Origin of the sequence: Chryseobacterium sp. BIGb0232 (assembly GCF_024810195.1) — a bacterium.
Classification (GTDB): domain Bacteria; phylum Bacteroidota; class Bacteroidia; order Flavobacteriales; family Weeksellaceae; genus Chryseobacterium; species Chryseobacterium pennae.
The window spans coordinates 1,046,334-1,058,824 of record NZ_JANUEH010000001.1; the positions used below are offsets into that span (position 1 = coordinate 1,046,334).

At 35.4% G+C, this 12,491-nt stretch carries 16 protein-coding genes; 6 read left to right on the forward strand and 10 right to left on the reverse strand.

Features of this window, described 5'->3' with window-relative positions:
• Positions 1-83: 83 nt before the first annotated feature.
• From tssD to namA, 3 genes are all read right to left on the reverse strand, one after another.
• On the reverse strand, positions 84-488 hold the full coding sequence (tssD, locus tag M2372_RS04445) for a type VI secretion system tube protein TssD (RefSeq protein WP_115969457.1): 405 nt from the start codon (positions 486-488) through the stop codon (positions 84-86).
• 193 nt (positions 489-681) lie between these two features.
• Positions 682-960: a DUF2752 domain-containing protein gene (locus M2372_RS04450; protein WP_123318194.1), complete on the reverse strand. Its 279-nt coding sequence runs from the start codon at positions 958-960 to the stop codon at positions 682-684.
• A gap of 30 nt (positions 961-990) precedes the next feature.
• A complete protein-coding gene (gene namA, locus M2372_RS04455) occupies positions 991-2,043 on the reverse strand; it encodes an NADPH dehydrogenase NamA (RefSeq protein ID WP_123318193.1) in 1,053 nt (350 codons plus the stop codon).
• A 100-nt stretch (positions 2,044-2,143) separates the two neighbouring features.
• On the opposite strand from namA, the gene M2372_RS04460 reads away from it, so the two are divergent.
• Complete coding sequence (locus tag M2372_RS04460; RefSeq protein ID WP_115969451.1) at positions 2,144-2,626, forward strand: cytidine deaminase; 483 nt, start codon at positions 2,144-2,146, stop codon at positions 2,624-2,626.
• Between the two features lie 246 nt (positions 2,627-2,872).
• Here M2372_RS04460 and M2372_RS04465 read toward each other — a convergent pair whose 3' ends face one another.
• From M2372_RS04465 to M2372_RS04495, 7 genes are all read right to left on the reverse strand, one after another.
• The gene (locus M2372_RS04465) at positions 2,873-3,181 is read right to left on the reverse strand and encodes a barstar family protein (RefSeq protein WP_115969449.1); all 309 of its coding nucleotides are present in this window, start codon (positions 3,179-3,181) and stop codon (positions 2,873-2,875) included.
• Entirely contained in the window at positions 3,178-3,798 is a 621-nt protein-coding gene (locus M2372_RS04470) for a Zn-dependent protease (RefSeq protein WP_123318192.1), read from the reverse strand. The genes M2372_RS04465 and M2372_RS04470 overlap by 4 nt, the downstream gene beginning before the upstream one ends.
• Positions 3,799-3,887: 89 nt before the next feature.
• Positions 3,888-4,403, reverse strand: coding sequence for a ribonuclease domain-containing protein (locus M2372_RS04475; protein ID WP_228455630.1), 516 nt, complete (start codon positions 4,401-4,403; stop codon positions 3,888-3,890).
• A gap of 89 nt (positions 4,404-4,492) precedes the next feature.
• The gene (nadE, locus tag M2372_RS04480; protein WP_115969445.1) at positions 4,493-5,287 is read right to left on the reverse strand and encodes an NAD(+) synthase; all 795 of its coding nucleotides are present in this window, start codon (positions 5,285-5,287) and stop codon (positions 4,493-4,495) included.
• Between the two features lie 13 nt (positions 5,288-5,300).
• Entirely contained in the window at positions 5,301-5,834 is a 534-nt protein-coding gene (locus M2372_RS04485) for a GNAT family N-acetyltransferase (protein ID WP_185018690.1), read from the reverse strand.
• A gap of 6 nt (positions 5,835-5,840) precedes the next feature.
• Complete coding sequence (locus tag M2372_RS04490; protein ID WP_123319068.1) at positions 5,841-6,362, reverse strand: GNAT family N-acetyltransferase; 522 nt, start codon at positions 6,360-6,362, stop codon at positions 5,841-5,843.
• A 10-nt stretch (positions 6,363-6,372) separates the two neighbouring features.
• Entirely contained in the window at positions 6,373-7,011 is a 639-nt protein-coding gene (locus tag M2372_RS04495; RefSeq protein WP_123318190.1) for a leucine-rich repeat domain-containing protein, read from the reverse strand.
• A 52-nt stretch (positions 7,012-7,063) separates the two neighbouring features.
• Between M2372_RS04495 and M2372_RS04500 the strand changes: the two genes are divergently transcribed.
• The 5 genes from M2372_RS04500 (at position 7,064) to M2372_RS04520 (ending at position 12,489) form a co-directional block, all read left to right on the forward strand.
• A complete protein-coding gene (locus M2372_RS04500) occupies positions 7,064-8,050 on the forward strand; it encodes a gliding motility protein GldB (protein WP_123318189.1) in 987 nt (328 codons plus the stop codon).
• Between the two features lie 77 nt (positions 8,051-8,127).
• Positions 8,128-9,030 carry an ABC transporter ATP-binding protein gene (locus tag M2372_RS04505; protein WP_123318188.1) on the forward strand — a complete coding sequence of 301 codons (903 nt, stop codon included), beginning with the start codon at positions 8,128-8,130 and terminating at the stop codon, positions 9,028-9,030.
• Between the two features lie 11 nt (positions 9,031-9,041).
• Entirely contained in the window at positions 9,042-11,240 is a 2,199-nt protein-coding gene (locus M2372_RS04510) for a thioredoxin-like domain-containing protein (RefSeq protein WP_123318187.1), read from the forward strand.
• A 24-nt stretch (positions 11,241-11,264) separates the two neighbouring features.
• The gene (gene gldC / locus M2372_RS04515) at positions 11,265-11,591 is read left to right on the forward strand and encodes a gliding motility protein GldC (protein ID WP_123318186.1); all 327 of its coding nucleotides are present in this window, start codon (positions 11,265-11,267) and stop codon (positions 11,589-11,591) included.
• A gap of 106 nt (positions 11,592-11,697) precedes the next feature.
• Positions 11,698-12,489: a T9SS type A sorting domain-containing protein gene (locus M2372_RS04520; RefSeq protein WP_123318185.1), complete on the forward strand. Its 792-nt coding sequence runs from the start codon at positions 11,698-11,700 to the stop codon at positions 12,487-12,489.
• Positions 12,490-12,491 lie beyond the last annotated feature (2 nt).

The window sequence follows — 12,491 nt, forward strand, 5'->3', positions numbered from 1 at the left end:
GGTTCCTGTCAGAATATGGTTTTAATAAGGTAAAAAAGACCGTCTTATGAAGACAGTCTTTTTATTTTTTAAATAACAGAGACTTAGCTGTTTGGCCAAAGTCCTGCATATTCAGAATTACCATAAGTAATGGTTTCAGCACTTATCACAAAGCTGATCAGCATATTATTGCTGTCTATTGCATCAAAATCTACTTCGTGTTGGATTACGTATCCGTTCTCCCACTTCAGGTTGATTAATGTACCTTCTTCATGAGATTTGTTGAAATTAATTTCTCCTGTTGTAGGCTTATATTTACTGTTGAGTAAACTTTCCAAAACATCAGATTTTTCTGTTGCTTCAATAGTTACTTTAATCAGTGCATTAGACGGATCTGATGCTACACGTCCTGAAACATCTGTTGCTCTTGAAACGCTGTAATTAAGTTTTAATAACTTCTGACCTTCACCTCCATTGAATTTTAAGATTCCTCTTGAATTTCCTGCCATATTCTTAAATTTAAATCATTAACGATAGCCCTGTTTAAAGGATTTCTCATAACAAAGATAGACTTCACGTTCTAATCTCAAAAGTTTTCAGACAAGAGTTTCAAAAATTGTAGTAGTTCTACGACTTTAGACTTTTTAGAATTATATAAAACTCAAAAAACGGCTTTAATATTTAATATTTTAAAACATATAATTAAAAATGTTTATAAACATAAGAAACAACCATTATCACAAGATTGATCACAACTAGTGTCATAAGAACAGAAGAGTACTTTCTCTTTCTATCTATAAAGCTTAATCCAAGCATGAAAAAAAACAGCAATACTGTATATACGGCCGGATACATTTGAAACGCTTCTGAAAATCTGCCTTCAAAGACCAGAACAATGGCACGCTGAGCACCGCATCCCAGGCATTCCACTCCCAGAAACTTCTTACTCGGGCAGGCCAGCATGAAGTCTTCTATATTCATTTCCTTAAGAATTAAGATGTTCTGATATTATTATGATGAGATTTTGGCTCTGGTATATTGATGTGGGAAGAAACAGTCTTCTTTCATTTCAAAACTTCCCTGAACGGCAAGATATGGATTTCTTAATATTTCCCTGGCTACAAAAATCAAATCTGCTTCCCCATTCTGAAGAATTTCCTCGGCCTGTTCTGTTTTTGTAATTAAGCCTACAGCTCCAGTTTTCACACCAGCTTCACTTCTGATCTGAGAAGAAAAAGGAACCTGATAGCTATTGAAAACTGAAATTTTTGCTCCATGGATATTTCCACCACTTGAAACATCTACCAGATCAACAGAATGCTCTTTTAAAATTTTTGCCAGTGCAACACTATCCTGAATATCCCAACCATTCTCAGCATATTCTGTACCGGAAATTCTTACAAAAAGGGCTGTATTTTCGTTCAGCTCTTCATTGATAGCATCTACAATTTCAATAAGAAAACGGATTCTGTTTTCAAAGCTTCCCCCATATTCATCGGTCCTGACATTGGACAATGGTGACAGAAACTGATGGATAAGATATCCATGCGCTCCGTGAATTTCAATGACATCAAAACCAGCTTTTACAGCTCTTTGTGCAGCGTTTTTAAAATTCTGAACCTGCTCTTTTACCTCATCAGTACTCAAAGCATGCGGAATTCTCTCAGACGGATGATAAGGAATAGAACTTGGTGCTATAGTTTCCCAACCTTCTTCAATCGGGATCTGCAGATTATTCCAAGTGGAACCTTTTCGTCCTGCGTGAGCCAGTTGAATTCCGATCTTGCTGTCTGAGTTTTGATGAACAAATTCTACAATCCGTTGGAGTTTTTCAACCTGCTCATCATTCCAGATTCCCATGCAGTGATTGGTAATTCTGCCTCTCGGTTCTACTCCTGTAGCTTCCACTACAAGCAAACCGGTTCCTCCCTGTGCCCTGCTTCCGTAATGCACAAAATGGAAGTCATTGGCCATTCCGTTTTCACATGAGTACATACACATGGGAGACATTACCCAACGGTTTTTCAATTCTACATTCCTGAGTTGTATTGAAGTATATAACATTTTATGGTCTTAAAAAATTGAACTTTTCACCGGAAGAATAAAATATTGCCCACCTCATTAAAAAAAGCTAATTTTACCCCCCTTTTTTAGTCTACAATATATGAAAAAAGACATACAGATCAGTTACGAATATTTTAAAAATAGCAGCGAACTGAGCGATATAGAAAAACAATTATTTGAAAGAGCCAAGGAGGCCCGCGCAAAAGCTTATGCACCCTATTCACAATTTTTTGTAGGATGTGCTGTGTTGCTTGAAAACGGAGAAATATACTCCGGAAATAACCAGGAAAATGCAGCATTCCCATCAGGACTTTGTGCAGAGAGAACTACTCTTTTCTGGGTAGCGGCCAACTTTCCTGATGTGAAGGTAAAAAAGATCTTCGTTGTGGGTGGTCCTAAAGAGTTTCATGAGAAAAACCCACCAATCCCACCTTGTGGAGCTTGCCGTCAGAGTTTGATAGAATACGAAACCAAGCAAAATGAGAACATTGATCTTTACTTTTCAAGCATGAATGAGGAGGTTGTGAAAGTTCATGCAGTGAAGGATTTGTTGCCTTTCTATTTTGATGCGACGTTTCTATAAAACGAACTTGTAGAATTGCAATACATGATTTTAAATTAGATATTCAGCTTTTGCTGTAATATTAAAAATAATATGGACTTACATTTTATGGTAAGTCTTATATGATTAGACCAACAGAACTTCTGTTGGTTTTTTATTTGGATAGTCAAGTTGGAAATTTTCCTGATTAAGCAGATCTTTAAAAATTATTAGAAAATAAAAAGGTTGTCTTATTTCTAAAACAACCTTTATTTTTTACATTACCAATTAGTCTTCTGTTTCCTCTTCGTCTTCATCATCTTCATATTGCTCCAGGTAGTAGCTGAAAGTGAAATCTTCCACTTCTTCTTCCGCATCTTCTAATGTTGTTAAAAGATCTTCAAAGATTTCAAGCTGATCTACCGTCATATTCACGAATTCAAAGTGAAGCGGCATTTCAAGGCTGCCGGTAATGGTATCGAAAAGCGCATCAAGGTTATCTCCGAAATGCTCAGGAAGCTGAATTTTCTCTTTCAGCTGAGCATAAAAATCCTCGTAATCGCCTATGTCTGTAAAATCTATATATACTGTCTTCATATTGAACTAAATTTCCAATTTTTACTGATTAAAAAAGTTTTGCATTTTTTACAAAAATCTGTTTCTTCATTGGTAGGGTTTTTACCTTCCGCATCTCTCATAAAACACATTTTTTCCGGGCAATGCGGCAATCCCTGTGTATGTCCAAGTTCATGAATGGCAATCTTATAAAACTGTTCATCCGAATTGATCTTGTTCAACCTAAAGTTTGAAGCTACACAAGCTTTTCCAGGTCTATATCCCAAACCCATTACACCAAAATCCTTTACATTCCCTTTCGTTACACTGATGTCTTTTGAAGTAAGCCCAATGGTAACAAAACCTTCCTTTGTCTCAGCGCTTAAAAACTTAATGATTGAATCTGCTCTATAACGGTTTCGCTCCTTATAATAAGCATTTCCAGGAAAGTCTATAGCATCAAGAACTTTAATATTAGGATACACTTTTCTAATTCCCTCAGTTACTTTTCCTACTTTTTCAGAAGGTATATCTCTGAATGGCTGAATCAGTATGGTTATTGCAGCCTTTTGTTCCTGTTGTTTTACAGTCTTTTGTTTTTCTGAGCATGAGAATATCAGAAATAAAAACAGTAAATAAGCAAAACTATTATTTTTCAAAATTACTACTTATCCTGGTTTAAATACAAATTATAATTTTTACTTTAGATCTTGTCATTGCTTCGTCGCTACGCTCCTCGCGATGACAATTACTGCTTTTCAAAACTCTTATAATGGTTTTTGGTAAGATAAACGTCTCCATTTTTAGTATAAATAATCCGGTCTGCATTTCTTCCGCCACAATCGTAATTGACATCAGCTTCAAAATATTTATCTCCATCCGGTAACCTTCTTTCTCTGTTTCCAAATTTATCTCCACCAATAGCTTTTCCAGGAAGTACTTCACATAGATTTCCTTTTGAAGGATTCCAACCCTGTTTTCTGGCTTCGTTTTTTGTGATGTAGTAATCCGGAAGCTTATGGTTTTCTTTTACGTAACTGATCACCGTTTTTTCTTCAGTCAGTTTTTCAATAGAAACCTGTGTTGATGAATTTCCGGTAGTATACTGATCTTCTGTGGAAGCACTTCCATAGCTTACATTCTCAGTTTTAACCGAAGATGAATCATCTTTACTTTTAATGAAATTATTATAGATATACATCACCGACATTCCGAAAAGAAGGCCCAGACATATAAAAAATACGGCTCTTATTCTACTATTCATAATAACAAGGTTTAATGTAACAATATATAAGTCTAGCAATGTAACAATGATTGGCAATCTATTACATTACTAGACTGGGTATATCGTATTTATGATTCTCTCCAGTCTTCAGGAATATCACAAACCGGGATAGGGTCCATCTTATGTTTTGCAGCCTTATGCATTCTGTCAAAGATCAGGAATACTTCTTTGTCTCTGCCTTCATAATCTTCAGCTGTTTTGGTTCCATATTCTTTCTGGATTTTTTCCAACTCAGGATAAGTGGCACCAATCTGCTGCTCATCAGTACGGTCCACATCCCAAAGTCCATCTGTAGGGATGGCTTCCTGAATACTTTTAATAAGGTTTAAACCTTTTGCTAAAGCGTAAACTTCTGTTTTATAAAGGTCCCCGATCGGAGATACATCTACTCCACCATCACCATATTTGGTATAAAACCCAATTCCAAAATCTTCCACTTTATTTCCGGTTCCGCACACTAAAAGCCCGTTAAGCTGGCCATAATAATAGAGTGTAAGCATTCTCAAACGAGATCTTGTATTGGCAAATGCCAGTTTTTCATTTGGGTACAAATCATCATGTACATCAAAAGTTTTATAAAGCTCTTCAAAAGCTGGTGTTAGATCTACAGACATAATTTCCACATTGGGAAATCTGGATTTCAGGTCATTCATATGATCCTTAGCTCTGTCTACCTGATCAGCTTTCTGGCGGATCGGCATTTCGATCAGTAAGGTTTTCAGCCCGGTCATAGCTGCCAGTGTAGAAACCACTCCTGAATCTACTCCTCCGGAAACTCCTATTACATATCCGTTTACTCTGGCTTTTGTGGCATAATCTTTTAACCAGCCCACAATATGATCTATTGCTTTCTGTGTCTGCATCGTTTATATTTTTTTAGTCTATTCCAAATTCTTTGGGATATTTTACCCTCCCTTTTTTATTTTTTAATCCGTCTTCTACCAGCTCAATGGCCATTCCGTTTTCTTCAGGAATGTCAAACGGAAATGAAATCCCAAAATTACTTGTTTTTTCGTAACCAAACCTTGGATAATACTCTTCATGTCCAATTAAAATCACCGATTGGTATCCTAACTTTTGAGCTCTAAGATGACCTTCACGAATTAATTGTCCGCCAATTCCTTGGTTTTGAAAATCAGGTTTTACAGAAACAGGGGCCAGAGCCAATGATTCAAACGTTTCCGATCCATTTTCAATCATAAGCTTTGTAAACAAAATATGTCCGGCAACAATACCATGTTCATCCTCAGCCACCAAAGATAACTCAGGAATAAATGCCTCAGATTTTCTTAATTTTTCAACGAGAAAATGTTCCTGATGGTCACTATGTTCCATATCCCTGAAGGCTTCTTCTGTAAGTTTAAAAACCGCCTCATAATCTTTTACCTCTTCCTTTCTTATTGTTATCATTGTATATTAAAGATATTTTTCACGTTTCAGTTCATACCAGGAGTATTTAACTCCTGAGTCTTCAAATTCGCCTGTATTTTCAAATCCCATTTTGTTCAGGATATATTTAGAGCCTGTATTTCCAGAATCTGCAAAAGCATATATGGAATCTGCTTTCAATTCATTAAAACCATAATCAAGGGTAGCTTTTGCCGCTTCCCATGCATATCCTTTACCCCAGAATTCCGGAATAAAGCGATATCCAAGGTCCAGAGTTTCTACATATCCGTTTATAGGTTCTTTTAATAACTTTAAACCACACCATCCTATGAGTAAACCACTTGCTTTTTCAATAACAGCAAGCCGCCCGACTCCGTTTTCTTCGTATTGTTTTTGGATCATTTTGATGACTTCCTTCGATTCTTCTTTATTTTGCACTGGAGGTCCCAGGTATTTCATTACCTCAGGATCAGAATCCATAAGGAACATCCTTTCAAAATCAGTATCTTCAAGCTTTCTTAAAATCAGTCTTTGAGTTTCTATTTTCATACTATTAGTTTTATTCATTGGCTCCAAAAATTGTAACATCTGTCTTTACACCTTTCTTTATATCCGCATCCTTCATTTTATTTCCTTCTACATTAAGTGTTTGCAGAGCAGGATTTCCGGAGATATCAATTTTAGAGATCTTATTGTGTTCTACATTCAGTCTTCTTATACTTTTAAGCTGTGACAGATCTATTGCTTTTAATTGATTTAAAGATAATGTTAATTGGTCAATTTTTGGTGTTTCTTTCAATGAAATAGCCTCCAAAAGGTTATTATCTATATATAAAGAAGTCAGGTTTTTCAGGTTTTCGGCTTTAAATGACGTTACTTTACATCCTGTACATGAAAATAGGTTCAGCTTATCCATATCTTTCAGTATAATGGACGAAATAGTATTATCGTCCAGCATAATCATTTTAGCATTTTTAAAAAACTTCAGATCATCCGTGGAAGTAATTCCTTTCTGCACCAGAAACAGATTATTGACTGCTTCAGCTTCGGGCTGACTGATCGTTCCGTCTTTATTTAAGTCGAAATTTTCAACAACTGCCTTTTCCAGGTTTTTATCTTTAAAATCAAGCTTTTGAGACCTACATAAAATAAATACTGAAATAAACAGTAGGGTTGTAAATATTTTAATTTTCATCATGAATTTTCCATTTAATCCTTACTTTTGTAAACTTTAAATCCATGTAAAAATAATGAAGATTTTCAGATATATTGCCCTTTCGTCTATTTTAGTTGTAGGATTCAATTCATGTAAAAAAGAACCTGAAAACCAATGGAAAATAGAGGTAAAAGATACTACCGAAAAAATTGAAATGACGGATATTTCTAAAGAACTTTATAACCCCAATATTCCGTTGGATCAGTTTAAAGCTCGGTTTCCGTGGTTCCAGGGAACTGTTTCTGATGCTGATTTCTCCAAAAGAAGAGCTGATGCTGAAGAAATTAAAATCTATAAAGAAGCCATTGGAAAAATAGACCAGGCTAAATTGCAGAAAGAACTTCAGGATTTATTTTCACATATCAAACATTACTTTCCACAGTTTAAAAGCCCAAAAGTATATCTGTTTTCATCAGCCTTACAAATGGTTCAGGATCCTATCTTTTATGATGAAGCGAAAAATCTTTTATTTATAGATATCACTGGCTTTATGGGAGATGGAAATGTACATTACAAAGGATTGGAGCTTTATTTTCAAAAATCGATGAATCCACAGAATATTGTTCCTAAAGTTTCTCTGCTTTTTGCTGAAAATATTGTAACGGAATCTCCGGATCATCAAAAATTCATCGACCAGGTGATTCTTAACGGAAAAGTGATGATTCTACAGGATGCATTCCTTCCGGATTTTCCGGATTATCTGAAAATGAATTATACTAAAAAACAGTATGAATGGGCCACTTACAATGAAGCCAACATCTGGAATTATTTTGTAGAAAGCAATCTGTTATTTGGAGATGATCCAAGACTGGGAGAACGTTTTATTGCTCCGGGACCATTCTCAAAGTTTTATACTGAAATAGACAATGAATCTTCTCCACAAATCGGAATTTTCACAGGATGGCAGATCTGTAAAGCTTATCTTAAAGAAAAGCCTGAAACGAAACTAACTGACTTCCTGAAAAAGGATGCCACACAAATTTTTAACGAATCCGGTTATAAGCCGCGTGTAACAAAGTAACCTTTACTTCATACCTATATAAGACTTTTTGTAACTACAGAAAGTCTTTTTTATAACCAAAACTCACACAGATATCTATGGAAAATTTAATCAATATCCAGCATCTGAACTATGGATTTACTCAAAATAAGCTTATCCTTAAAAATGTAAGCCTTTCTGTTCCCAAGGGAAGTATTTTCGGCTTTTTAGGAGCCAACGGAGCCGGAAAATCTACAACAATGAAGGTGATGTTGGGTAACCTTCCGGATGAAAACAATTCCATCGAAATCTTTAATAAAAGTCTTACTTCACTGTATCCTGATGGTTTTCAGAAAATAGGCAGTTTGATAGACAGTCCTGCTTTTTATGATCATTTATCGGGCTGGGATAACCTTATTGTTCTGTCCAAATTAAGAGGTCTTCCCGATTCGGAATGTGAGCGGGTTTTACATCTCGTGGATCTTTGGGAAAACAGAAATGTAAAAATGAAGAAATATTCATTAGGAATGAAACAAAGGCTGGCTATTGCAATGACACTTCTCGGGTCACCGGAACTTTTAATTCTTGATGAACCAGTAAACGGCCTTGACCCGAACGGAATGCTGGAAATCCGTGAATTATTGTTAAAACTAAATAGACAACAGGGAATCACCATATTTATTTCAAGCCATTTATTACAGGAAGTAGAAAAAATGGTGACGCATCTTGCCATCATCTCCAACGGCTCTATTAAATTTTCAGGTAGTGTTGAAGAGCTCAACTCCTATTACCGTCATAACCGTGTAAGAATAGGATTAAATGATCCCTCCATTTTTATACAATATATTCCGGAGAATTATTCTCCACAGATCATCGATCATCAAACCATAGAGATCACTGTTCAGTCCCGAGAGGATATTATCAATCTTACCAAAATCCTGGTTCTTAAAGGTGCTGAAATCTTTGAGATCAGAAACAGTGCAGGACTGGAAGACTGGTTCATGGAAATCACCAAAAACTAAAATCAGCCCCAATGAAAAAATTAATAACATTAGTTCATACCGAATGGCTTAAAATAAAAGGATTAGGATTAGTTTACCTGGCATTGATCATGGGACTTTTAATTCCTTTTACAGGTTTTTTGTTCCAAGTTTATGATCCACGTTTCCTCACCTCTGAGGATTTACCTTATTCTGTTTTCGAAGAGGCTATTACCGGAAATTTTAAAGCATTTTGTATGTTTCTGCTACTGCTTTATATTGTGATTGCTGCTAACAGAGTTGCACAGGTTGACCACAAAAATAATGGCTGGCAGCTTATGGAAACACAGCCAATCAGTAAATTCCAGCTTTATTTTTCAAAATATCTGATTGTACTGATTTTAACCTTTATTTGTATTATTTCTTATCTGGGGTTTACTATTCTGTTTTCCTTTCTCGATTACTATATAAACCCTCATGAGGTAAAACTGCTCACTTTTGATATAATATGGGTTTTAAAAACATTTTTAAGATTATGTGTTGCCGTAATGGGAATTGCAGCTCTTCAATTGTGCGTATCTGTAGTTTTTCCAGGTTTTATCTGGGCTTTTCTTATAGGAATCCTCGGACTCATAGTTAACACATTTTCTTTGGTTCAGAGAATTACGCTTCCTTACTGCCCTTACAATTCCCTGTATATCTTATGCAAAACACCCAATATAAAAAGTCTGAATCATTTTATTACCTACAGCGAATATTTAAGCTTATTCTGGGCCATTGTATTTCTTATTATCGGGTATTTCTGGTATAGAGGAAAAGGTTTTAAAACTGCTTTTTTAAATAATAAAAAACAAATCGCTTTTTCATCGGCCTTCATCATCATAACTGCCGGGATATTTTTTATTTTGCAAAAGCCTAAACCCTATGTAAGCAAAGGTTCCGAAGTAGTAATTCAGGGAACAATAGAAACAGATCTGAAAATAGATTCGGTGAAGATTTTCTCCAAAGATTTTCATAAAAAAATAGGGAGTGCAGCCATCAAAAACGGTACTTTTTTATGGGAAACCAAACAACAGATTCCATTTAACCAATACAGCCTTGAATTTGGAACTAAAAAAATTGATTTCATGATGGGAAGCGGTGATCATTTTAAGATTGAGATCCACTGCAATGCTTCCAATATTGATTATTTCCTTACTTCCAACCGATCCGCAGAGCAGGAATATAAAAATAAAGAAGACGGATTTGGATATGAGTTCTCCTACGCTATTAAACAACAAAAACATAATGATGATCCGAAAAAATTTTATGAACTGGCCCAGGCTGACTGGAAAAAAAATATTGACAAGCTCAGTCATTACACGGATACGGAAAACAATGCATTATCCGATGAATATTTAGCCTATAGAAAACAACTATTGGCGATCCAATATTTAAATGAAATCAGCAATTACAGAAAAATGACATCATGGGACGACTCAAAATTCGCAGCTCCAAAAGCATTTTTAGATGAATTGAATTCCAGAGTTACCAACCCAACCGCTCTGTTGAACAAAAATGATGACTACCTTCAGTATAAACTGGATCAGATGCTTACAGATAAAGAAAGATTATCCAATCCGGACAGTATTCTTTTTGTGAAACTCAATGCCCTACCCAACAATATTAATAAAGACCGTTTATTAACTAAACATCTTGTAAAAAGCATGGAACTGGAATCTGACAGTACATCCCGAAATCAGCTTTTTGCAAGAGAATTTAAATTGCTGAATAATACCGATTATAAAAAATTAGCAGCTTTCAAACTTGAACAGCTCAACATATCTCAAAAAGGAGCTCTGTTTCCGGATTTAAAATTCCTTGACGCTCAGGGAAAGGCTCATCTTCTGTCAGAATACAGAGGGAAATATGTAATCATTGATCTATGGGCAACCTGGTGTGGGCCATGTAAGCAGATCCGTCCCGTATTTGATACCAGAAGCCATCAGTACCGTTATTATGATAACATTCAGTTTATTTCCATCAGTCTGGATGAAAGTCAATCCAAATGGCAGAACTATTTAAAAACAAAACCATCAAAAATTCCGCAATTCTGGTTATCTGATGCCAATGAATTTATGAATAGATATAAGATACAGTCAATCCCTAGATTTATTATTATTGATCCTGTAGGTAAAATTTTCAACCTAAACAGTCCGTTTCCAGATGAAGATAATTTCATAGAAATTTTGGATAAGCTTAAGAAGTATTAACTTTGCAAAAAATTTTAGATTGATATGAGAAAAACTCAGATTACAATAGATGTAGAGCTTGATGAAAACCACGTTCCGGAAAACATTACTTGGAATGCACAGGATGGAGGAGTTGAAAAAGAGGAAACAAAGGCAACTATGATCTCTGTATGGGATGATAAAACAAAGGAGGCTTTAAGAATCGATCTTTGGACAAAGGAAATGCCTGTAGACCAGATGAAGATGTTTATTCATCAGATTTTAGTCTCTTTAGGAAGCACTTACCAAAGAGCAACCGGAGAGGAAGATGTTGCACAATGGATGGAAGAAGTAGCGGAAGAATTTGCTGTAAAATCAGCTATAAAAATGTAAATCAAAATTATTTAATACATAAATAATATTCACATAAGAAAGTTTTTTCATAATAAAATATTAATAAAATTATATATTTGAATAATTTTATTTTTAATATACCCTTATGAAAAAACTTTCTTTTTTTATGGTTTCATTATTTGTTTCCATTTCTTCGGTAGCATTTGCTCAGTTTTCATGTTCTGGCTCTGTTCCTATTACCAATGGTTATACAGCTTCTGGAATCACAACCCCGGGTACCGGTGCCGGCAGTCCGGAGGCATGGGTTACGCTGGCCCCAACTTGTAGTGGAGGATACAGTACATCTCAACCTACTTCTACCCAAAGCCATCATCAGGTCTTTACTACTGCTGGTGACGACTATGTTTTCTCTTATACTACAGGACCCGTTGCTGGTGAATCTGTTTCATTTGAGATCTTAACACACCAACCTTACATGGGTCTTATGGCATTCACAGAATGTAATGGCACAGAGCTTTCCGGTTGCCAGACTGGAGCTTATTCTCCATCTACCAATGCAACTTTACGGGTTACTGCCAATAACTTACCAGCCAACCAAACCGTATATTTTGGAGTAGGAATCTGGAGTACTCCGAACAATTTAAATTTTGATGTCACCAATTTCACGGTTACCCCTTCTTCTCTAAGTGTAAATGAAACAGAAATGAAGAAAAACAGTCTTGAAGTTTACCCTAACCCTGTACAGGACATTCTTAATTTTTCTAACCTTAAAGGAAACGCTGATGTAACTGTATTTAATATGCAGGGACAACAGGTTATGGAAAAACATATTAAAGCTGATGAAACGATCAATGTATCAGAGCTGATTTCTGGAACTTATATGGTAAACGTTATTAATAACAATAATAAAAAGACATTTAAAGTCTTAAAAAAGTAATT